The sequence below is a fragment of the Streptomyces sp. Y1 genome (assembly GCF_041053115.1).
In the GTDB taxonomy this organism is placed as follows: Bacteria; Actinomycetota; Actinomycetes; order Streptomycetales; family Streptomycetaceae; genus Kitasatospora; species Kitasatospora rubellomurina.
Window position 1 is genome coordinate 2,239,216 of record NZ_CP163445.1, and the last position, 21,481, is coordinate 2,260,696.

Consider the following 21,481-nt stretch of genomic DNA (forward strand, 5'->3'; position numbering starts at 1 on the left):
CACCCCCGCACCGCACACCTGAGGAACTGACCGTGGACGCCACCGCCGCCTCCGCCTCCGACACCCGGCTCGACGCCGGCACCTACGAGGTCCTGCGCGACCGGCTCGCCCGGGCCGCCGCCGAACTCGCCGACCGGGCCACGGCGTTGAACGCCCGCCGGGTCGCCGAGTTCGGCGGCGGGGAGCTGCGGCTGGCCGGCACCGGACGGCTCACCACCGCCCGGGCCTGCCTGCCGCAGGACCTCACCGCCGCCGGCGGGCTGCTCCTGCTCGGCACCCGGCCCGTCGAACCCGGCGGCGACGACGAGGACTTCACCGCGGCCCTCACCGTCCACCACCCCGACCTCTCCCCCGCGCCCGCCGCGGGCACCCTGCTCGACGACCCCCGGCTGCGCCAGGACCTCGCCGACCTGCGCCGCTACTTCCGCGACGCCCGGCTGGACCGGCTGCGCCCGACCGCCGGCCGGCTGCTCGCCGTCTTCCGCACCGGCCCGGCCGCCGCCGACGTCCGCGTCCTGCGCTGGCTCGCCCCCGACGAGGGGCGGCCGAGCTACCACGACGGCCGCGGCGAGCGCGACCACACCCCGGCGGACGGGCAGCAGCTCGACTGGACGCCGCTCACCCGCGACGACCAGCTGCCCGCCGCCCCCGGCACCCCGCCGCGCGCCGACCTCGCCGGGGAGCTCCACCTCGGCGTCGACGGCGGCCGGCTCACCCTCACCGCCCCGGACGGCCGCGCACTGCACCACGAGCCGCTGGCCGAGGCGCTGCAGACCCTCGCCGACGCCCGGATCGCCCACGCCCGCCTGGGCACCCTGCTGCTCGTACGGGTGCGCCCGTACCAGGAGGAGACCGTCCGGCACCTGGTCGTCCACCTGCCCACCGGCACCGTCACCCGGATCGACGCGCTCGGCCAGGCCTGCCTGCGGCTGCCCGCCGACCAGGGCGTCGCCTTCCCCGGCGGCTGCCACCTCGCGGACGGCACCGTGCGCACCTTCGACCAGCCGGTGGACGGCCTCGCGTACGAGCGCACCGTCGTCTCGCCCAACGGCGAGGACGTGCTGTACGAGTTCCGCTCCCCCGTCGACGGCCGCGCCCTGCTCCAGCCGTACAACTCCGTCCGCCAGGAGGCCGCCGCCCCGCTCGCCTGCCAGGGCTACGCGCTGCTCGACGACGGCACCCTGATCGCGCTGCGCCCCGCCGAGGACGGGCCCGCCCGGATGCACCCCGTCCAGCTGTGGCGGACCCCGTTCACCAGCGAGCGGCACGCCGCCGAACAGCCGCCCGGCCACGGCCCGCTGGCCCGGATCGGCAACGCCGACCTGGTCCGCGGCCTCGCCGACTGCCTCGCCCTCGCCCGGCTCGCCGCCGCCGGCGCCGACACCCCGGCCGGCCACCGGGCCGTCCTCGCCGCCTGCACCCGCACCGCCGACCGGCACCACTGGCTCGGCCAGGACGGCCTCGGCGACCTCGCCGCGCCGCTCGCCGAGATCCACGACACCGCCCGCCGGGTCATCGCCGAGTACGAGGCGATCGCCCAGCTCACCGCGCACGCCGCCGGCCAGGTCGCGGAGGCCGCCGAGCACGTCGAGGGCCTGCTGCGCACCGCGCGCGGCGAGACCCTGGCCGACGCCGCCGAGTGGGTCGACCGGCTGGCCGGGCTGCGCCGCGCCCAGGGCCGGGTGGAGGCGCTGCGCGAGCTGCCGCGCGTCCGCGTCGACCGGGTGGACGCGCTCGCCGCGCACCTCGCCGAGGGCCTGGCCGAGGCCGCCGGGCGGGCCGTCGACCGGCTCGCCGAGCCGACCGCCTTCGCACCGCACCGCCGCCGGGCCGGCGACCTCGCCGAGGCCTGCGCCGCGATCGCCACCGCCGCCGAGGCCGCGCCGCTGTTCGAGCGCCTGGGCGAGCAGAGCGAGGCCCTGCAGACCGTCTCCGAACTGGTCGGCACCCTCGACCTGGCCGACGCCACCACCCGCACCGCCGTCCTCGACCGGCTCGCCGACGTCCTCGGCCTGCTCAACCGGGCCCGCGCCGCGCTCACCGTCCGTCGCCGCGACCTGCGCACCCGGGAGGCCGCCGCCGAGTTCGCCGCCGAGACGGCCCTGCTCGCCCAGGCCGTCACCGCCGCGCTCGCCGCCGCCGACACCCCCGAGGCCTGCGACGACCAGCTCGGCCGGCTGCTGCTGCGGATCGAACAGCTGGAGACCCGCTTCGCCGACGCCGACCCGGCCCTCGGCGAGCAGCTCGCCGACCGGCGCGCCGAGATCCACGACGCGCTCACCGCCCGCCGCCAGCACCTGCTGGAGGAGCGCGCCCGCCGCGCCGACCGGCTGGCCGCCTCCGCCGACCGCATCCTCGACACCCTGCACCGGCGGCTCGCCGCGCTCGGCACCGCCGCCGAGATCGACGCCGCCTTCGCCGCCGACCCGACCGCCGTCAAACTCCGCGACCTGGCCGCCCGGTTGACCGAACTCGGCGACCGCGTCCGGGCCGAGGAGCTGACCGGACGGCTGCGCGCCGCCCGTGGCCGGGCCCGCCGCGCGCTGCGCGACCGCGCCGAACTCGCCGGCGACGGCCCCGGCACCCTGCGGCTCGGCCGCCACCTGTTCGCCGTCACCACCCAGCGGCCCGAACTCACCCTGCTGCCCTGGCGCGGCCGCCCCGCCTTCACCCTCACCGGCACCGACTACCGCTCCCCCGTCACCGACCCGGCCTTCGCCGCCACCGAACGCTACTGGGCGCGGCCGCTGCCCTCCGAGACGCCCGCGCTGTACCGCGCCGAGTACCTGGCGGCGAGCCTGCTGCTGGCCGCCGAACCGGGGGCGCTCCCGCCGGACCTCGACCTGCTGGAGCACGTGCGGCGGGCCGCCGAGCAGCGGCCCGACGAGGGCTACCAGCGCGGCGTGCACGACCACGACGCGGCGCTGCTGCTCGGCGCGCTGCTGCGACTCGACGCCCGGGCCGGGCTGCTGCGGCACCCGGCCGAGGCCCGGGCGGCCGCGCAGCTGTACTGGGCGCACGGCGCGGACGAGCGGCAGCGGCTGGTCTGGCACACCCGGGCCCGCTCGCTGGCCCTCGCCCGGCGGGCCTTCGGGGCGGCCGTCCCGGCGCTGGACGAGCTGGCGGCCGAACTCGGGGCCGCGGTGGCGGAGTTCGTCCCGGGTGCGGCGGGGGCCGGCCAGTACCTGGTGGCCGAACTCGCCGCCGCCGAGCCGGTGTTCGCGTACTCGGCGGGGGCCTCGGCGCTGCTCGACAAGTTCCGCGCCGCGCCCGAGTCGGCCGGGCTGACGGAGGCGCTCACCGCGCTGCCGGACGAGCCCTCGCTGCTGCCCGTACGGCGCCAACTCGCCGCCGCCTGGCTGGAGTCGGCCGCCACCGACGCCGACCCCGGCGACCTCGCCGAGGCCGCCGCCGCACTGCTCTGCCCCGCGCTGCCGCGCCGCGCCGCCGAGGGCGCGGTCGGCGCCCGGCTGACCGGCCTGCTCGGCGACCACCCGCGGGTCCGGGGCGGCGCGTTGGACCTGCGGCTGGACGAACTGCTGGCTCGGGTACGGGAGTTCGAGGCGGTGGAGGTGCCCGGCCACCGCGCCTACCAGCGGCTGCGCACCGAGCTGCTGGCCGCCGAGCACGCCCGGCTGCGGCTCGACCAGTACCGGCCGGCGCCGCTCAACGGCTTCGTCCGCAACCGGCTCATCGACCAGGTGTACCTGCCGCTGGTCGGCGACAACCTCGCCAAGCAGCTCGGCACCGCCGAGGCCGGCGGGCCCGTCGACCGCAGCGGCCTGCTGCTGCTCGTCTCCCCGCCCGGCTACGGCAAGACCACCCTGGTCGAGTACCTGGCCGAACGGCTCGGCCTGCTGCTGGTGTCCGTCAGCGGCCCCGCCCTCGGCCACCGCGTCACCTCGCTCGACCCGGCCGAGGCCCCCGACGCCACCTCCCGGCGCGAGCTGGAGAAGCTCAACTTCGCCCTGCACGCGGGCGACAACGTGCTGCTCTACCTCGACGACGTCCAGCACACCTCGCCCGAGTTCCTGCAACGCTTCATCCCGCTGTGCGACGCCCAGCGCCGGATCGACGGCGTGTGGGACGGCGAGGCCCGCGCGTGGGACCTGCGCGGCAAGCGCTTCGCCGTCGTGATGGCCGCCAACCCGTACACCGAGTCCGGCCGGCTGTTCCGGCTGCCCGACATGCTCGCCAACCGCGCCGACGTCTGGAACCTCGGCGACGCCGTCGCCGGGCGCGAGGACCTGTTCGCGCTCAGCTTCGTCGAGAACGCCCTGCCCGCCAACCCCCACCTGGCCGCGCTCGCCACCGCCGAACGGGCCGACCTGGACACCCTGCTCGCACGCGCCTCGGGCACCCCCGGCGGGCAGCTCGGCGCCGCCTGGCCGGCAGCCGAGGTCGAGCGCACCACCGCCGTCCTGGCCGGCCTGCTGCACCTGCGCGGCACCGTCCTGGCCGTCAACCGCGCCTACCTCGCCTCGGCCGCGCAGGACGACCGCGCCCGCACCGAGCCCCCGTTCCTCCTCCAGGGCTCCTACCGCAACATGGCCAAACTCGCCCAGCGCCTCGACCCGGCCCTCACCCGCCCCGAACTCGACGCCCTGCTCACCGAGCACTACCGCGCCGAGGCCCAGCCGCTGGGCGCCGACGCCGAGGCGCAGCTGCTCAAGCTGGCCGAGCTGCGGGGCACCCTGACGCCGGAGCAGGCGCGGCGGTGGGCGGAGCTGAAGCGCGCCTGGCGTCCGGACCGGGTCGAACGCCCTTGACCTCAAGGGCACTTCAGGTCCTACGGTCGGCCGCATGACCTTCCGCACGACCTTCCGCACGACCTTCACCGAACGCGAGCGCGCGTACCTCGCCGGCCAGCCACTGGCCCGCCTGGCCACCATCGGCCCCGGGGGCGGGCCGCACGTCCGCCCGGTGGGGTTCCGGCTCAACGCCGACGGCACCATCGACATCGGCGGCCCGGACAACGCCCGCAGCCGCAAGTACCGCAACGCCCGGGCCTGCCCGGAGGTCTCCGTGCTGATCGACGACCTGGCCCCCGCCGACGACCCGGTGGCGCCGGGCTGGGGCCGCGGCGTCGAGATCCGGGGCCGCGCGGAACTCGTGACCGTCGACGTGCCGCCGGTCCAGCCGGACGCGTTCAGCAAGGACGTCATCCGGGTGCACCCCCGGCGGATCATCACCTGGAACCTGGCGGCGCGCGGGAGCACCGCCCGCGACCTGGGGGTGTAGCTGGGGTGTAGCTGGCTACACCCCCGGAAGTGAACCCTCGGCCATGGGAGCGGCCCGTCCCACCTGCTGAAATATGATCATGAACAGCAGCACGCCGCCGGACTTCGCCGTCGAACTCCGCTCCGTCCGCCGGACCTACCGGCGCGGCCCCGAACCCGTCGTGGGCCTGGCCGAGGTGAGCATCGGCTTCCCGTTCGGGACCTTCACCGCCGTCATGGGCCCCTCCGGCTCCGGCAAGTCCACCCTGCTGCGGTCGGCCGCCGGCCTGGAGGCCATCGACGGCGGCGAGGTGCGGGTCGACGGCACCGTGCTCGGCGGCCTGCGCGACAAGCAGCTGACGGTGCTGCGCCGGGAGCGGATCGGCTTCGTCTTCCAGTCCTTCAACCTGCTCCCCGCCCTGACCGCCGCCCAGAACGTGGCGCTCCCCGCCCGGCTGGCGGGCCGGCGCCCGGCACCCGCCGAGGTCACGGCCGCGCTGGCCGCGGTCGGCCTCGCCGACCGCGCCGGGCACCGGCCGGGCGAGCTCTCCGGGGGCCAGCAGCAGCGGGTCGCCATCGCCCGGGCGCTGATCACCCGCCCGGCCGTCCTGCTCGCCGACGAGCCGACCGGCGCGCTGGACACCACCAGCGGCCGCGAAGTCCTCGCCCTGCTGCGCGACATGGCCGACGACCCCACCCGGGCCGTGGTCATGGTCACCCACGACCCGGTCGCCGCCTCCTACGCGGACCGGGTGGTCTTCCTCCGGGACGGCCGGCTGGCGGGCGAGCTGGAGCGGCCGACCGCCGAGCAGGTCGCCGCCCGGATGACCGCGCTGGAAACCGCGCCGGAAACCGCGCCGGAAACCGTGACCGCGCCGGAAACCGCGCAGGAGGCCGTCGCATGCTGACGCTCGCCCTCGCCTCCGTCCGGCTGCGCTGGGCCTCCTTCGTCGGCAGCTTCGTCGCGCTGACCTGCGGGGTCGCCCTGATGGCCGTCTCCGTCCTGGTCATCGCCGCCACCACCGACGTCCCCGACCAGGGCCGCCAGCGCTTCTCGCAGGCACCCGTGCTGGTGACCGCGAACCTCGGCGTGGACTTCCGGACCGCGACCGGCGAGACCTCGACGACCCCGGTCGCCGCCCAGCCGGGCCTGTCGCCCGAGCTGATCGCCGCCGTCGCCGCTACCGGCCGCGCCGTCCCGGACCGCACCTTCTACACCCAGCTCGCGGACGGCCCGAGCTCGCAGGTCGGCCGCGCCTGGTCCGCCGCCGAGCTCGGCGGCTACCGCCTGACGGCCGGTTCCGCGCCCGCCGCCGACGACCAGGTCGTCCTCGGCGGCGGCAGCCCGGAGCAGGTCGGCCGGCCGGTCCGGTACGTCACCGCGGACGGCCCGCACACCGCGACGGTCTCCGGCGTCACCGAGGTGGAGCCGTTCGAACACGCCGTCTTCTTCACCGACGCGCAGGCCGCCCGGTACTGCCCCGCGGTCGGCGTGCTGGCCGCGTTCGGCCCGGCCGACGCGGTGCGCCGGGCCGTGGACGCCGCCGGCGGCGAGCACGTCGCCCGGGTGCTCACCGGCGGCGACCGCGCCCAGGCCGACCCGCACCACGCCGAGGTCAGCCACCGGCTGGAGGACGTCCAGACCCCGCTCGGCCTGTCCGCCGCGGTCTCCGCCGGCACCGCCGTCTTCGTGGTGGCCGGCACCTTCGCCCTGTCGATCGCCCAGCGCCGCCGCGAACTCGCGCTGCTGCGGCTGATCGGCGCCACCCGCCGCCAACTGCGCACCCTGGTCCACCGGGAGGCCCTGGTGGTCGGCGTGCTCGCCTCCGCCGCCGGGTGCGCGCTCGGCGCGGCCGGGGCCGCGCCGGCCGGCCGCTGGCTGGTCGAACGCGACCTGGTACCGCCCGGCTTCACCGTCCCGATCGCCTGGTGGGCGCTGCTGACCGCCGCCGTGATCGGGCTGCTCACCGCCCTCGGCGGCGTGCTGCTCTCCTCGCTCAAGGCCGGGCTGATCAGCCCCGGAGAGGCGCTCGCCGACGCCGACGTCGAACGGCCCTCGCGGCTCTCGCTGGCCTTCCGCTGGACCGCCGGCCTGCTGGTGCTGGGCGGCGCGCTCGCGGCCGTCGCGGTCACCGCCGAGTACTGGCCCGACGCGGCCGCCAACGCCGCCGACTCACTCAGCCTGCTGCTCGCCGTCGTCGCCGGCTGCGTGCTGCTGGCGGGCGTGCTGGCCGGGCCGACGATCCGGCTGCTGACCCTGCTGCCCGGCCTCGCGGCCCGGCTGCGCGGGCGCACCGCCGAGGACGGCGGCGGCATCGTCTGGGCCACCGCCCGGCAGAGCTCGCTCACCGCCTTCCGGCGCACCGCCGCGACCACCACCCCGGTGGTGCTGATCGTCGCGTTCGCCGGCTGCCTGCTCGGCAGCATCGACACCATCAACCGCGCGCAGGTCACCGAGGTCCGCAACCGGCTCTCCGCCGCCGACTTCGTCGTCACCCCGGCCGGCACGCCGGGGCTCAACCGGGCCGTGGTCGACCGCGTCCGCGCCGTACCCGGCGTGCGGGCGCTGGTGACCACCCCGACCGCCGTCCTGGCCGCCGACGTGACCGGCCAGTCCCTGGTGCCCTTCCGCGCCGCCGCCGCCGACCCGGCCGCACTCGCCGAGGTCGACCGCCTGCCCGTCGTGGCGGGCTCGCTCGCCGACCTGCGCCCCGGCTCGGTCGTGCTCAGCCGCACCTGGCCCGGCTCGCCGCAGGTCGGGCAGCAGGTGGACGTCCGGCTGGCCGACGGCACGCCGCGCAGCCTGCGGGTCGCCGCCCTGCTCGGCACCGGCGCCGAGGCCGTCCAGGCCTGGGTCACCCCGACCGACGCCGTCACCGGCGGCGTCGGCGGCCCGGCCCTCACCGACCGGATCGACCTGCGGCTGCTGCCCGGCGCCGACCGGCAGCAGGCCGCCACCGCGCTGCGGACCGCCGTGGACGGGCTCGGCGCCCGGCTCGCCACCCCGGAGGAGATCTGGTCGGGTGCCACCGACAGCACCGAAGAGGCCTCCTGGAACGCCCTGCTGATGATCCTCGGCCTGGCGATCTGCTACGCGGCGATCGCGCTCGCCAACTCGCTGGTCATGACCGTCACCGACCGGCGGCGGGAACTCTCCCTGCTCCGCCTGGCCGGCGCCACCAAGGCCCAGGTGCTGCGCGCCGTCGCCGTCGAAACCCTGCTGTGCGTGGCCGCCGGCACCCTCCTCGGCGCCCTCGGCACGGCCCTCAGCGTCGGCGGCTCCTGGGCCGCACTCACCCACCTCGTCGGCCCGACCCCGGCCGTCGTCCCCTGGGGCGCACTGGCCACCCTCGCCACCTGCTGCGCGGCCATCGCCCTGACCGCCGCCGTACTCCCCGCCGCCCTCACCCTCCGCGGCCGCGACGGCCAATCCATCCTCCGCGGAGCCACCGGCCCGGCCTGAAGCGGCCAGGGACGGCGTCGCACGAGAAGTCGGCCGGTCCGACTTCTCGTGCGACGCCGCTGATTGATCGGGCCGGGCGACACCCGGACCCCCGCACGGTCGCCCCGCCCGGCTCGGCCGGGAAGGGCCAAGCGGAGCACCGGGCACGCCAGCCACCCGGCCCTCCCGCGCGCGGAGGCCGTCCAGGACGAGGTCGGCCAGGCGGGTCGGGAGGGTGGGGTCGAGGGTGCGGTGGGCGAGGACGGCGCGGGCCTGGAGGGGGGCGCAGAGGAGTTCCAGGGCGAGGGCGGTGTCCGTGTCGGCCGGGAGTTCGCCGCGTTCGACGGCTCGGCGGACGATCACGCCGGCCTGGTCGAGGCGGGACTGCCAGAAGGTCTGCCAGGACGCGGCGAGCGCAGGGTCGTCGGCGCCGAGGACGGCTCCGCGGACGACGGCGCGGCCGAGCGGGGTGGCCAGGTAGTCGGCCAGGGCGCGGGCGAAGGCGGCCAGGTCGGTGCGGACGGCTCCCGTGTCGGGCACGGGGATGCCCTCGTCGCTGGCGGTGAGCATGGCGTCCAGTGCCAGTTTCTCCCGGCTGCCCCAACGCCGGTACACCGTGGTCTCGTTGACCCCGGCGCGGGCCGCGACCTCGGCGATGGTGAGCCGGGCGAGGCCGTGTTCGGCGAGCACCTCCATGGCGGCCGCGAGCACGGCCTGCCGCACCCGCGCGGCCCGTCCGCCGGGGCGGCGGCGGATCGGGTCCTGGTCTTCTCCGGTCATGCGTCCGGTCATGCGTCGATCACCTCGCCCGCCACCTTAACGCAGGGGCACTTGCGTTAAGCGACCCCCCGGACGCATAGTCACTAACGCAAGAGTTCTGGCTTTAACGAGCAGGAGGCCCCCGCCATGCCCTTCACCTGGCCGCTCGACCCGCAGGACCTGTTCGCCGAGCGCTACCCGCAGATGACCCTGGCCCTGCCCGCCGCCGAGGTGGACGCGGTGCGCGCCGCCGTCACCGAGATGTGGCCCGACCGGCCCGGCGGCTGGGTGTACGAGTGGTCCGCGCTGGCCGCCCGGCACGCCGCCGCCGGCCGGCACCGCGAGGCGGCGCAGGCGTACGGCTGGGCGAAGTTCCCCTCGCTCGCGGACGGGCCGAAGCGCACCGCGCTGGCCCGGCAGGTCGAGCAGTACGTCCTCGCCGCCCCCGGCTTCCCGGTGGAGTTCGAGCGCCGCTCGCTCACCGTCCCGTACCGGGGCGGCACGGCCACCCTGCCCGTCCACCTGATGGCCGCCCCCGGCCTGCCCGCCGACGCCCCGGTCCTGCTGGCCAGCGGCGGGGTGGACTCCTGGAAGGCGGACCTGCACGGCGTCTGGGAGCAGCTCGCGCTCGCCCTCCCGGCGCGGCTGCTGCTGTTCGACCTGGCCGGCACCGGCGAGACCGCCCACCTGCCGATGACCCCGGACGGCGGCGCCGAGGTGATCCAGGGCCTCATCGCCTTCGCCCGGACGATCGGCAACGGCACGGTCGGCCACTTCGGCATCTCGATGGGCGGCTACTACTCCGCCCGCTCCGGGCTGAGCGGCACCGTGGACGCCGCGGTGGTGCTGGGCGGCCCGGTGGAGCGCTCCTTCGCGCCCGGCCGGGGCTTCGCCTTCGGCATGGACGGCATCGTCGGCAACGCGCTGGGCTTCGACGCGGCCCCGGGCCGGGCCGAGCGCGAGGAGGCCTTCGCCGCCTTCGACCTGCGCCCGCTGCTGGACCTGGCCGTCAACGCGCCGATGCTGGTGGTCAACGGCGAGGACGACGTGCACGTCCCGCGGCACGACACCCTGGTGTTCGCGGGCCGCCGGGCCACCCGGGTGGAGCTGGTCCCGGACACCGGCCACTGCGCCATCTCGCGGTTCGGCGAGGCGATGGCCCTGATCGTGCCGTGGCTGCGGCTCGCCCTGATCGGATAGTCCGACGACCGCACCTTCCCTCCCCGCGGCGCAGTGCGCGTGGCGCCGCCGGGAGCGGCCCCGGGCCCGCCGCTAGCGTGTCCGCATGGGCGCTCAGGAACTCGATCTCGCCGGGCTGCGCAGGGTCTACGGGCGGGCCGGGAGCCGGTGCTTCTACGCCCTGGTGGCGCGCAACGCCCGGCACTGGGGGTGGACGGAGCCGGGCCAGTCGAAGTGGCGGCTGTGGCGGGCGCAGCGGCAGGTGGAGGACGTCCTGGGCCGCAAGCTGGCGCTGCCGGCGGGCGCGCGGGTGCTGGACGCGGGCTGCGGCTCGGGGGTGGTGGCGCGGGCGATGGCGACCCGGTTCGGGCTGCTGGTCGCCGGGGTCGACGTGCTGGACGTCCTGCTCGCCGAGGCCCGCCGGCTGAGCGCCCGGGCCGCGCTGGCCGACCGGACCGCCTTCACCGGCGGCGACTACCACCGACTCCCGTTCGGCGACGACGAGTTCGACGGCGCGTACTCGATGGAGACGCTCGTCCACTCCTACGACCCGCGCCGCGCGCTGGCCGAGTTCCACCGGGTGCTGCGCCCCGGCGGGCGACTGGTGCTGATCGGCCCGATGAGCCTCGGCCCGCTGGAGGAGATGGAGCCGGGGGTCCGGACGGTCCTCGAACCGTACCTGGACGCGCACGTGCTCCCCGGCGCGCGGATCTACCACGCCCGCAACCTGCCGCGGCTGCTCGCCGAGGCCGGGTTCGAGGTCGAGGAGGCGCTGGACGCGACGCCGTACTACCTGCCGACCACGGAGGCGCTGCACGTGTACTTCCGGCTGCCGTGGGAGCTGGTGCGCCGGTTCGGCGATCCGGCGAAGTGGCTCAACCTCCGCACCACGGTGGAGATGTACGCCGTCCGCAACGTCACGGGCTGGTACGTCCACACGGCCGTCAAGCCCTCGCGGTGACCACCGCCCCGCCCGCTCACGCCCGCGGCCGCGTCCACGCCCCGCGCGGGGCGGCCAGGTCCTCCCACACCGGATCGGGCAGGCCCGGTACGGTGCGGCCCTCGGCCTGCCAGCGCCGGGCCAGTTCGGCGTAGATGGGGGCCTCCGGGTCGGCCGTCCCCGGGCTGTCGGGCGGCCGTTCCGGGAGGCCCGGGAACGGCTGCTCGCCGTGCAGAATCGTTTCCTCGACCGGCCGCCGCCGACGCGGCGCCGGCATCACCCCGAATGCACTCACGCCCGCCCAACGCACCCCGCCCGGATCGGGACACGGCCGCGTCAACCCGCAGCCGCCACGTCAGCCCGGGCGCGGAACCGCACGGGCGAACGAGCGGCCGGCGCACCAGAAGTCGGCCGGTCCGACTTCTCGTGCGGGACAGGCCACCGGGACCTACCGCCGCCGCCCGGCCGCCAGCAGCGCGGGCACGGTGGCGAGCTTCACCCGGGGCCGCCCCTCGGCCGCGCCCCGGGCGCGCTCCGCCCGGTCCACCGCCCGCAGCTCCTTCAGCCCGACCGCGTCCGGCCGGCGCCCGCGCACCAGCTTCTCGAAGTCCCGCCGGCTCCCCGCCGGGACGGGCAGCGCACGGGCCTCGGCGTCGTCCAGCAGCGCGTCCACGGTCTCCCGCGCGCAGGCCCGGTTGGCGCCGATCCCGCCGGACGGCCCGCGCTTGGCCCACCCGACCAGGTACGCGCCCGGCAGCGGCCGCCCGGTGGCCGGGTCGACGACCCGCCCGCCCCGGTGCGGGACCGTCGCCGCCGCCTCGTCGAACGGCAGCCCGGGCACCGGAACGCCCCGGTGCCCGATCGAGCGGACCACCAGCCCGGCCGGCAGGGTCTCCCGCTCGCCCGTCCCCGTCACCGTCACCGTCACCGCGCCGCCGGAGCCGTCAGCCCTGTCCGCGCCGTCAGCGCCGTCCGCGCCCGGGGCCGTCCGCTCGACGGTCACCCCCGCGACCCGCCCGTCCGCGCCGGCCACCAGCTCGACCGGCGCCGACAGGAACCGCAGCACGATCCGCCGTGCGGCACCCGGCGCCGCGCCGGACGGCACCAGCGGCAGCCCCGCGAGCAGCGCCGCCCGAGAGTCCGGCCCGGCCGCCTCGATCGCCGCCCGCACCCGCGGGTGGTCCTCGACCACCACCTCCACCCCCGGCAGCTGCCGCAGCGCCAGGAACTCCGCCTTCGTCCACGCCGCCTGCTCCGGCCCGCGCCGAGCCAGCAGCACCACCTCGCGCACCCGGCCGGCGCGCAGCGCGGCGAGCGCGTGGTCGGCGATGTCGGTGGCGGTGAGCCGGTCCGGGTCGGTGAGCAGGATGCGGGCGATGTCCACGGCGACGTTGCCGTTGCCGATCACCGCGACGCGCTCGGCGGACAGTTCGACGGCGTCGGCCGGCACCGTGGGCTCGGCGTTGTACCAGCCGACGAAGGTGGTGGCCGGCAGACTGCCCGGCAGGTCCTCGCCGGGGATGCCGAGCCGCCGGTCGGCGGCCGCGCCGACCGCGTACACCACCGCGTGGTGGTGCGCGGTCAGCTCCGCATGCGTGACATCGGTGCCGACCTCCACGTTGAGGTGCATCCGCAGCCGCGGGTCGTGGAAGACGCTCGCGAAGCTCTCCGCGATCCGCTTGGTGGACTGGTGGTCGGGGGCGACGCCGTGCCGCAGCAGCCCGCCGGTCACCGGCAGCCGGTCGATCATGGTGATCTCGGCGCCGGTGCGGCGCAGCAGTTCCTGCGCGGTGTACCCGGCGGACGGGCCGGTGCCGACGATGGCGATCCGCAGCGGGCCGAACCCGCCGGGCAGGCTGCGCGGGAACGCGGGCGCGCCCCAGGCGTGGTCGCTGGGGTGGTCGCGGAACCAGTCCCGGTTGATCGGGCCGAACACGGTGTCCGGCCCGCGCAGCCGGTCGACCGGGAACACCGCGTCCACCGGGCAGGCGTCCGCGCAGGCGCCGCAGTCGATGCAGGCCGCCGGGTCGATGTACAGCATGTCGGTGGTGCCGAACTCCGGCTCGTCCGGGGTCGGGTGGATGCAGTTGACCGGGCAGACGGACACGCACGAGGCGTCGTTGCAGCAGGTCTGGGTGATCGCGTAGGCCATGGCCGGAGTGGGGTCCTCGCTGTGGAGAGGGCTCGCTGTGACGGACGTGGTGCGACGGACCGTCAGAGCATGTGGAGGCGGCGGTAGATCGCCGCCGAGCGGCGGGTGAGCAGCCCGGTCTCGGCGAGGAACGCCATCAGGTGCCGGGAGCTGGTGCGCAGCATGGCCTTGCGGTGCTCGTTCGCCTTCACCTCGTCGAGCGCCCGCCCGACGTCGAGCCCGGCGGCCTTGTACACGCCCGGGTGGACCATGCTGGAGACGATCACGTACGCGCAGACCGCGATGCCGAAGGCCGCGTTGGCGCGCCGGGCCGGGCCCGCGTGGCGCATCCGCTCGCGGATCTCCTGCCGGGCGAACTTCATGTGCCGCGACTCCTCGACCACGTGGATCCGGGAGGTGCCGCGGACGATCTCCAGGACGTCCTCGCCGCGCATCCAGTCGCGCTGCATGACGTCGAGCACCTCCTCGGCCACCAGGATGCCGCCGTAGGCCAGTTCGCCCTTGGCGAGCGACTTGAAGGCCCGGCCCGCCTGGGCGACCAGCTTGTGCGGCCGGTACGCGGGGACGCCCATCTTCTCGCAGGCGCGGGCGAACATGATCGAGTGCCGGCACTCGTCGGCGATCTCGGTGAGCGCGAAGCGGAACTCGGCGCTGGCGGGGTTGTTGAGGTACTGGTCGCGCAGCACCATCTGCTGGAGGATCATCTCGAACCAGATGCCGGTGTTCATGATCGAGCAGACCTCGTGCCGGGTGAGGGTCACCCGCTGCTGCTCGGTCATCTCGTCCCACAGCCGGGTGCCGTAGAGGGTGCTCCACTCCGGGTTCAGGCCGTGGTGCTCCGGCGGGAGCGGGGCGTCCCAGTCGATCTCGACCGAGGGGTCGTAGGAGAGGGCGGCGGCCGACTCCAGCAGCCGCCGCGAGACGTCGTCGTCGGCCGTGGTGTGCCGCGTGGTGTGCCGGTGGTCGTGCCGGTGGTCGTGCCGCGCCACCGGGTCGGTGAGAGCCATGGCTGCCTCCAGGTGCCCGCTCCTGCGGGTGCCCGCTCACCCGCTTATTAGACGGACAGTACAATAAGCGGGCGTTCCCGAGAAGCCCCTGCGCAGGCGGGCTGCCTAGCCCACCGCCGCGCGCAGCGCCTCCGCCGCCTCGGCCGTCGCCTCCAGGAAGCGGCCGCCGATGCCCAGGTAGTTGGCGTAGCCGTGGATGAGGTCCCGGTGCCGGCTCAGCCGCACCGCGACCCCGGCCGCGCGCAGCGCCCGCGCGTACGCCTCGCCCTCGTCCCGCAGCGGGTCGAAGCCCGCCGTGCCGACGTACGCGGGCGGCAGGCCCGCGAGGTCCCCGGCGAGCAGCGGGGACAGCCTCGGGTCCGTACGGTCGGCCGGCTCGGGGGCGTAGTGGTCGGCGAACCAGTCCATCTGCGCGCTGGTCAGGTGGAAGCCCTCGGCGAACAGCTCGCGCGAGCGGCGCCGGACGGAGGCGTCCGCCGCCGGGTACAGCAGCAGCTGGAACGCCGGCGCCGGACCGCCCCGGCGCACCGCCGCCTGCGCCGTCACCGCCGCCAGATTGCCGCCCGCGCTGTCCCCGCCGACCGCGATCCGCGCCGGGTCCACGCCCAGCGCCGCCGCCTCGGCGTGCGCGAAGTCGAAGGCGGCCAGCGCGTCCTCGGCCGCCGCCGGGAAGGGGTGCTCCGGCGCCAGGCGGTACTCCACCGACAGCACCCGCACCCCGGCCCGCCGGGCGAGGTACCGGCAGACGTGGTCGTGGCTCGCCCGGCTGCCCACCACCCAGCCGCCGCCGTGCAGGAACACCAGCAGCCCGGAGCCGGCCGCCGGCCCGCGCGGCGTGTACAGCGTGGCCGGCAGCTCCCCGTACGGCTGCGGGATCGCCACCTCCCGGACGGCCACCGGCAGGGTCGGGCCGCCCACCAGGTGCCGGGACAGGTCCATCGCCACCCGCGACGGCCCCACCCCGCCCGGCAGCACCAGCGCGGAACCCGCGAGCCGCTGCAGCCGCAGCATCAACTGCGCGTCCAAGGCCAGCTCCTGCCCGTCCCGCACCACCGGCGCCCCGGCCAGCACCCGGCGCACCCCGGCCGGCAGCGCGTACACGGCCCGGAGGGCGCGGGCCTGGACCCGGACGGGGAACGGGACGGGGGGCGGGGTGGGGTGCAGGGCGGGCGCGGGGGTGGGCTGCGGGGTGGCCATCTGCTGCCTCCAAGGAGCGTCGCGGAACGGGAGCCCCATGATGCGGCCGCCACCCCGCCCCCGGAAGCCCACCCCGGCCCCGGCTACACGGGAAGTCGGACGGGCCGACTTCCTGCGCGATCCCTCCGGAAGGGGACCCACCGCGCGGTGCACCCACCCGGACACCCCCGCTCCCGCGCGCCGCACGGACCACAGCGATCCAGCCGGCCCGGGCCCGGGCCGCACGGGAAGTCGGCCCCGCCGACTTCTCCTGCACCCACCGAACGCCACCGCCCCTGCCCGCCACCGGGACCCGGGCCGCACCGGAAGTCGGACAGGCCGACTTCCCACTCCCCCACCAGCTGAACTCCCCCTGCCCCCACCAGGCCTCGCCGCACCCCGCACCGGAAGTCGACCCCACCGACTTCTCGTGCACCCACCGAGCGCCACCGCCCCTGCGCGCCGCCGGGGCCCGGGCCGCACAGGAAGTCAGACAGGCCGACTTCCTACTCCCCCACCAGCCGCTGCGCCCGCTCCACCAGGTGCCGCCGCTCGGGTGCGCTCGCCGTGCGGGCGGCGGCCGCGCGGTAGGCCTCGGCCGCCGCGGACCGGTCGGCGCCGGAGAGGTCGAGCAGGTGGGCGCGGACGGCCAGCAGGCGGTGGTGGCGGGCCATCCGCCGGTCGGCGGCCAGGGCGTCGACGACGGCCAGCCCGGCGGCCGCGCCCTGCACCTTCGCGACCGCGACGGCCCGGTTGAGCGCGACCACCGGGTTGGCGTCGAGGCCGAGCAGCAGGTCGTACAGCACCAGGATCTGCGACCAGTCCGTCTCCTCCGCGCTCGGCGCCTCGCTGTGCACGGCCGCGATCGCCGCCTGCACCTGGTACGGCCCGACCCGGCCGCCCGCCAGCGCGGTGCCGATCAACTCCAGCCCTTCGTCGAGCAGTTCGCGCCGCCACAGCGCGCGGTCCTGCTCGCCGAGCGGCACCAGCGCACCGCCCGGGCCGGTGCGGGCGGGCCGGCGGGCGTCGGTGAGGAGCATGAGGGCGAGCAGTCCGGCGGTCTCGGCGTCGCCGGGGGTGAGGCGCAGCAGGAGCCGGGTGAGGCGGATCGCCTCGGCGGCGAGCGCGGGCGAGGTCAACTCCTCGCCGTCGCTGGCCGTGTAGCCCTCGTTGAAGATCAGGTACAGCACCTGCCGGACCTCACCGAGCCGAGCCGCCGCGCCGCCCTCGCCGGCCGGCGGCCCGAGCCCGCCGCCGGCCGTCCTGATGCTCTGCTTGGCGCGGCTGATCCGCTGCGCCATGGTGGCCTCGGGGACCAGGAAGGCGGCGGCGATCTGCGCGGTGGTGAGGCCGCCGACCGCGCGCAGGGTGAGGGCGATCCGGCTGGGCGCGGACAGCGCCGGGTGGCAGCAGAGGAACAGCAGCGCGAGCGAGTCGTCGGCGACCGCGCCCCCGCCCGCGTCGGCGGCGGGTGCGAGCAGCGCGGCCTGCGGGGTGGCGAGCGCGAGGGCCTCCTCGCGGCGGCGCCGGGCGGCTTCGCTGCGCACCTGGTCGAGGAGCTTGCGGCTCGCGACCGTGACCAGCCAGCCGCGCGGGTGCTCCGGCAGGCCGTCCCGCGGCCAGCGCAGGGCGGCCGCCAGCAGGGCCTCCTGCACCGCGTCCTCGCAGGCGTCGAACCCGCCGTGGCGCCGTACCAGCATGCCGAGGACCTGCGGCGCGAGTTCGCGCAGCAGGTCCTCGACGGCCCGGTCCTCCACGGCCCGGTCCGGGACGCTCACGCGCCGGCCGGGGACTCGTGCAGGATCGGCCACAGCTCCACCGGCTCGACGTCCGCGAACGGCATGTCGGCGGCGATCTGCTGGGCGCGCTCCGGGCTCTCGCAGTCCAGCAGGTAGAAGCTGGCCAGGTACTCCTTGGTCTCCAGGTACGGCCCGTCGGTGACGACCGGCGCACCCTCCACCCGCCGCACCAGCTGGGCGGCGGCCGCGTCGGCGAGCCCGTAGGCGCCGATGAGCTCGCCGGTCTCCCGGTAGCGGGCGTTGAACGCCTCCTGCTCGGCGATCGCGGCCGGCCAGGCCTCGGCCGGGAAGGAGGCCCACTTGGCCTGGTTGCCGTAGATCGCCGCGACGTACTTCATGCTCGTTCTCCTCCTGCGTCCCGCGCGCCCCGTTGGCGTGCCGTCATCCAGGAGACGGAGCCGGGCCCGGTTCCTCGACACGAACCGGCGGAATTCTTTCGAGAAATTCTCCGGAGGCACATCGGCGCGGTCAGCGGCGCCCCCGGTCCTCGGCGTCGAAGGCGGCGAGCGAGCGCGCGCCCGGCCCGAGGGCGCGCCGCAGGGCGGCTTCCGCGCCGGTGTCGAGCCCGCCGAGCGCGTCGGCGAGCTCCGCCGCCGCGTCCGCCGCGATCTCGGCGGCGACGGCGTCGAGCGGGGTGCGCGGCCCGAGCTTGCTGACGGCGGCGGCCGCGCGGGCGGGGGTGAGCAGGGCGCAGGCCCGGGCCAGCAGCCAGCCGGGCACACCGGCCGCGCCCCGGGGCGGGACGAGGTACGGGCGGGCGCCGTCGTAGCGGTCGTCCTCGGCGAAGGCCCGCTGCTTGACCTTGAGGAGCGGACGGGCGGCGGCCCCGGCGGCGCCCGTCTCGCGCCATTCCCCGGCCGGTTTGAGGACGTAGCCCTCGGCGTGGTTGTCCGGCAGGTCGGGCAGCCCGAGCAGCGCCGGGACGCGGCTGGGGTAGGCGACCGGCAGCTGTTGCAGGGTGGCGAGCGGGCCGCGGCCGAGCAGCGGAACGCCGGTGAGCCCGGCGGCGGCGGTGGCGGCGCGCAGCGCGCGGTCGGAGATCCACCAGCGGCCTCCGGCGGTGTCGACGGTGGCGTCGAACGGCAGCCAGTGCAGGCCCGGCGCGTACCAGACGCCGGTCTGCACCGGGTCGACGCCGTCCTCGGCGGGCACCTCGGGGTGCGGGTAGCGGCCGCCGGCGAGCTCGCCGTACACGGTGACCGTCGCGCCGCCCCAGCCGCCGGCCGAGTCGCGCACGACTGCGGCGAGGCGGGCGGCGGCGACGGCGAGCCGGGGCCAGATCCGGCTGACGCCGAAGAAGCCGTCCAGCCCTTCGTCACCGAGCAGTTCACGCCGCTTGGCCGCGCGGACGGCGCCGCCGGGCTCGCACACGACCGCGAAGTGCGCGCCGTGCACCTTCTCGGCGGCGATCCACTCCCGGCTGCCGGGCGCGTCGGGGCGCCCCCTGGCGGGGACCTTCGGGTACGGCGTCAGTGCGGTGCTCTGGTCGGCGGACACGCCCCGATCCTCGCCGGGCCGCCCACCCCCCGGCAACGGGATTCCGCGCCGGGCAGGTGCTGCGTCCGTGCTACATCAGGCTGAGCGTCACGTTGACGCAGACGCCCACCACCACGACGACCAGCAACACCCAGGGCCACAGAGGTCGTTCCTTCGGTGGCTGCCATCCGGACATGACGTCTCCTGTTCGCCTGCGGGAATGCGAGCCGATCGGCCCACCGCCGACGCTAGCCCCGTGCGCCCGCCGCCCGCAGTCGAGCGTGCTGCCGTCCCGAGGTGCAGTTCTCTGCACCTCGGTCCCCCGCTTCGGCGATCCCCCGTGTCAGCGATTCCCCGTGTCAGCCCGCCGAGTTGAGGTACGTCAGCACCGCCCGGACCCGCCGGTGGCCGCCGTCCGCGGCGGGCAGCCCGAGCTTGCCGAAGATGTTCCCGATGTGCTTGTTCACCGAGGTCTCCGCGATGAACAGCAGCGCGCCGATGGCCCCGTTGCCATGCCCCTCCGCCATCAGCGCGAGCACCTCGCGCTCGCGCGAACTGAGCGCCGCCAGCGGATCGTTGCGCACCCGGCGCACCATCAGCTGGGAGATCACCTCCGGGTCCATGGCGACCCCGCCGCCCGCCACGCGCTCCAGCGCCGCCAGGAACTCCTCGACCCGGCCGACCCGGTCCTTGAGCAGGTAGCCGACGCCGTGGGCGCCGTCCGCGAGCAGCTGGGCGGCGTACCCGTGCTCGACGTACTGGGACAGCATCAGCACCGGAAGGTCCGGGACCTGCCGCCGGGCCTCGACGGCGGCCCGCAGCCCCTCGTCGCGGAAGCCGGGCGGCAGCCGGACGTCCAGGACGGCGACGTCGGGGCGGTGCCGGAGCAGGGCGGGCAGCAGGGCGTCGCCGTCCTCGACGGCCGCGCAGACCTCGTGGCCGACACTGGTCAGCAGCAGCGAAATCCCTTCCCGCAGCAGGGCGTTGTCCTCGGCGATCAGGATCCGCACGGCAGCTCCACGCGTAGCAGGGTCGGCCCTCCGGGCGGGCTGTGCAGCTCGGTGACGCCGTCGAAGGCGGCCACCCGGCGCTGGATGCCGCGGATCCCGCTGCCCTCGCCGGGCGCGGCCCCGCCCCGCCCGTCGTCCCGCACGCGGATGTGGATCGCGGTGCGGGTGGTGCGCAGCCGCACCTGGCTGCTGCCGGCGCCGCTGTGCTTGGCGACGTTGGTCAGCGCCTCGGAGAGCACGAAGTACGCGGCGGCCTCCACGGCGACGGGCGGCCGGGCACCCCCGGCGGTGTCCTCGACGTCCAGTTCGGTGGGGATCTGGCAGGCCGCGACCAGCGCGCGGGCCGCGTCGGCGAGGCCGCGGTCGGCGAGCACCGGCGGGTGGATCGAGCGGACGGCCGTCCGCAGCGACTGCACGGCCTGCTCGGCGGCCTCGTGCGCCTGGTCGATCATGGCGGGCAGGCGCTCGGGGCTGTCGGTGAGCATGCGCTTCATCAGGGCCAGCCGCAACGAGACGGACACCAGGCCGGCCTGCGCGCCGTCGTGCAAGTCCCGTTCGATCCGGCGCAGTTCGGCGGCGTGCGCCTCCAGGGCCTCGGCCCGGGTGACGGTCAGCTCCTCGACCCGCCGGGCCAGCGAGGTGCGGCGGCGGCGCGGCTGGAGCAGGGCCCGGGTGGTCAGCGCGTGCAGCTGGGCGCACCAGGGCAGCAGCCAGCCGGCGAGCGCTCCGTACGCCAGGCCGACCGGCACCGCGGCGAGCACCGCCCACCAGGAGTCGATCTCCCAGACGCCGAGCTGCGGGGGCCGCGGCACGACCTGCCACCAGAGCGGGACGGTCAGCCAACTGACCGACCCCACGCACAGGGTGAGGGCCAGGGCGGCGCCGAGCGTGCCGAGCAGGGCGTGCGCGAGCAGCCACAGCAGGTCGGTGTAGGTGGCCCGGTCGGTGAGCATGGCCTGCGCCCGGACCAGCGCCTTCCCCTCCGCCGCACGGTAGGCGGACGGGATCTCGTGGCCCAACCACCGCCCCGCGCGCCGCCGGTGGGCGTCGGCCGCCCGCCGGAGCCGGTCGAGCGCGGGCGGCAGCAGCACCAGCCCGGGGCCGACCAGGCTCAGCACGAACACGGCCAGCAGGGCGTACAGACCGAGGAGGGCGAGCAGCGCGGTGCCGCCGGTGGCGAGCAGGTAGGCCAGCGCACGGGCGAAGCGGCGGGTGCGCTCCTGCCAGGTGTCCGCCCGCGCCGGCCGAAGACCCGCCGGCCGGAGATCCGCCGGCCGGAGACCGCCGTCCAACTCCGCCCCCCAGCTGCCCGTTTCGGCCCA

Annotated in this window: 15 protein-coding genes and 1 pseudogene; 6 read left to right on the forward strand and 10 right to left on the reverse strand. The window is 76.7% G+C overall.

Annotated elements, in window-relative coordinates; translation table 11 throughout:
• Positions 1-32: 32 nt before the first annotated feature.
• From AB2U05_RS09335 to AB2U05_RS09350, 4 genes are all read left to right on the forward strand, one after another.
• Positions 33-4,769: a DNA repair ATPase gene (locus AB2U05_RS09335; protein ID WP_369182985.1), complete on the forward strand. Its 4,737-nt coding sequence runs from the start codon at positions 33-35 to the stop codon at positions 4,767-4,769.
• Positions 4,770-4,803: 34 nt separating this feature from the next.
• Entirely contained in the window at positions 4,804-5,241 is a 438-nt protein-coding gene (locus AB2U05_RS09340) for a PPOX class F420-dependent oxidoreductase (RefSeq protein WP_045709464.1), read from the forward strand.
• A 79-nt stretch (positions 5,242-5,320) separates the two neighbouring features.
• Positions 5,321-6,127: an ABC transporter ATP-binding protein gene (locus AB2U05_RS09345; RefSeq protein WP_045692855.1), complete on the forward strand. Its 807-nt coding sequence runs from the start codon at positions 5,321-5,323 to the stop codon at positions 6,125-6,127.
• The gene (locus tag AB2U05_RS09350) at positions 6,121-8,682 is read left to right on the forward strand and encodes an FtsX-like permease family protein (protein ID WP_369182986.1); all 2,562 of its coding nucleotides are present in this window, start codon (positions 6,121-6,123) and stop codon (positions 8,680-8,682) included. Before AB2U05_RS09345 ends, AB2U05_RS09350 begins: the two co-directional genes overlap by 7 nt.
• A 246-nt stretch (positions 8,683-8,928) precedes the next feature.
• Here AB2U05_RS09350 and AB2U05_RS09355 read toward each other — a convergent pair.
• A pseudogene (locus AB2U05_RS09355) lies at positions 8,929-9,453 on the reverse strand (TetR/AcrR family transcriptional regulator); the annotation flags it as partial.
• Positions 9,454-9,567: 114 nt separating this feature from the next.
• Between AB2U05_RS09355 and AB2U05_RS09360 the strand changes: the two are divergent.
• Positions 9,568-10,620, forward strand: coding sequence for an alpha/beta hydrolase (locus tag AB2U05_RS09360; RefSeq protein ID WP_369182987.1), 1,053 nt, complete (start codon positions 9,568-9,570; stop codon positions 10,618-10,620).
• Positions 10,621-10,705: 85 nt separating this feature from the next.
• Complete coding sequence (locus tag AB2U05_RS09365) at positions 10,706-11,560, forward strand: methyltransferase domain-containing protein (RefSeq protein WP_369182988.1); 855 nt, start codon at positions 10,706-10,708, stop codon at positions 11,558-11,560.
• A 16-nt stretch (positions 11,561-11,576) separates the two neighbouring features.
• Here AB2U05_RS09365 and AB2U05_RS09370 read toward each other — a convergent pair whose 3' ends face one another.
• The 9 genes from AB2U05_RS09370 to AB2U05_RS09410 form a co-directional block, all read right to left on the reverse strand.
• Complete coding sequence (locus AB2U05_RS09370; RefSeq protein WP_369182989.1) at positions 11,577-11,816, reverse strand: hypothetical protein; 240 nt, start codon at positions 11,814-11,816, stop codon at positions 11,577-11,579.
• Between the two features lie 171 nt (positions 11,817-11,987).
• Complete coding sequence (locus AB2U05_RS09375; protein WP_369182990.1) at positions 11,988-13,691, reverse strand: FAD-dependent oxidoreductase; 1,704 nt, start codon at positions 13,689-13,691, stop codon at positions 11,988-11,990.
• A gap of 62 nt (positions 13,692-13,753) precedes the next feature.
• The gene (locus AB2U05_RS09380) at positions 13,754-14,698 is read right to left on the reverse strand and encodes a diiron oxygenase (RefSeq protein WP_369182991.1); all 945 of its coding nucleotides are present in this window, start codon (positions 14,696-14,698) and stop codon (positions 13,754-13,756) included.
• A 105-nt stretch (positions 14,699-14,803) separates the two neighbouring features.
• Positions 14,804-15,895 (reverse strand): alpha/beta hydrolase, encoded by a 1,092-nt coding sequence (locus AB2U05_RS09385; RefSeq protein WP_369182992.1) that lies wholly within the window; start codon positions 15,893-15,895, stop codon positions 14,804-14,806.
• 485 nt (positions 15,896-16,380) lie between these two features.
• On the reverse strand, positions 16,381-17,652 hold the full coding sequence (locus AB2U05_RS09390) for an RNA polymerase sigma factor (RefSeq protein ID WP_369182993.1): 1,272 nt from the start codon (positions 17,650-17,652) through the stop codon (positions 16,381-16,383).
• Positions 17,649-18,011 (reverse strand): YciI family protein, encoded by a 363-nt coding sequence (locus tag AB2U05_RS09395; protein WP_045692808.1) that lies wholly within the window; start codon positions 18,009-18,011, stop codon positions 17,649-17,651. The genes AB2U05_RS09390 and AB2U05_RS09395 overlap by 4 nt, the downstream gene beginning before the upstream one ends.
• Before the next feature lie 130 nt (positions 18,012-18,141).
• A complete protein-coding gene (locus AB2U05_RS09400) occupies positions 18,142-19,170 on the reverse strand; it encodes an RNA ligase family protein (RefSeq protein ID WP_369182994.1) in 1,029 nt (342 codons plus the stop codon).
• A gap of 338 nt (positions 19,171-19,508) precedes the next feature.
• The gene (locus AB2U05_RS09405; protein ID WP_369182995.1) at positions 19,509-20,159 is read right to left on the reverse strand and encodes a response regulator; all 651 of its coding nucleotides are present in this window, start codon (positions 20,157-20,159) and stop codon (positions 19,509-19,511) included.
• Positions 20,147-21,451 (reverse strand): sensor histidine kinase, encoded by a 1,305-nt coding sequence (locus AB2U05_RS09410; RefSeq protein ID WP_369182996.1) that lies wholly within the window; start codon positions 21,449-21,451, stop codon positions 20,147-20,149. Before AB2U05_RS09410 ends, AB2U05_RS09405 begins: the two co-directional genes overlap by 13 nt.
• Positions 21,452-21,481 lie beyond the last annotated feature (30 nt).

Coding starts and splice junctions, on each gene's coding strand:
- AB2U05_RS09340 (WP_045709464.1), top strand. CDS start 4,804: ATGACCTTCCGCACGACCTTCCGCACGACCTTCACCGAACGCGAGCGC.
- AB2U05_RS09345 (WP_045692855.1), top strand. CDS start 5,321: ATGAACAGCAGCACGCCGCCGGACTTCGCCGTCGAACTCCGCTCCGTC.
- AB2U05_RS09350 (WP_369182986.1), top strand. CDS start 6,121: ATGCTGACGCTCGCCCTCGCCTCCGTCCGGCTGCGCTGGGCCTCCTTC.
- AB2U05_RS09360 (WP_369182987.1), top strand. CDS start 9,568: ATGCCCTTCACCTGGCCGCTCGACCCGCAGGACCTGTTCGCCGAGCGC.
- AB2U05_RS09365 (WP_369182988.1), top strand. CDS start 10,706: ATGGGCGCTCAGGAACTCGATCTCGCCGGGCTGCGCAGGGTCTACGGG.
- AB2U05_RS09370 (WP_369182989.1), bottom strand. CDS start 11,816: ATGCCGGCGCCGCGTCGGCGGCGGCCGGTCGAGGAAACGATTCTGCAC.
- AB2U05_RS09375 (WP_369182990.1), bottom strand. CDS start 13,691: ATGGCCTACGCGATCACCCAGACCTGCTGCAACGACGCCTCGTGCGTG.
- AB2U05_RS09380 (WP_369182991.1), bottom strand. CDS start 14,698: ATGGCTCTCACCGACCCGGTGGCGCGGCACGACCACCGGCACGACCAC.
- AB2U05_RS09385 (WP_369182992.1), bottom strand. CDS start 15,895: ATGGCCACCCCGCAGCCCACCCCCGCGCCCGCCCTGCACCCCACCCCG.
- AB2U05_RS09395 (WP_045692808.1), bottom strand. CDS start 18,011: ATGAAGTACGTCGCGGCGATCTACGGCAACCAGGCCAAGTGGGCCTCC.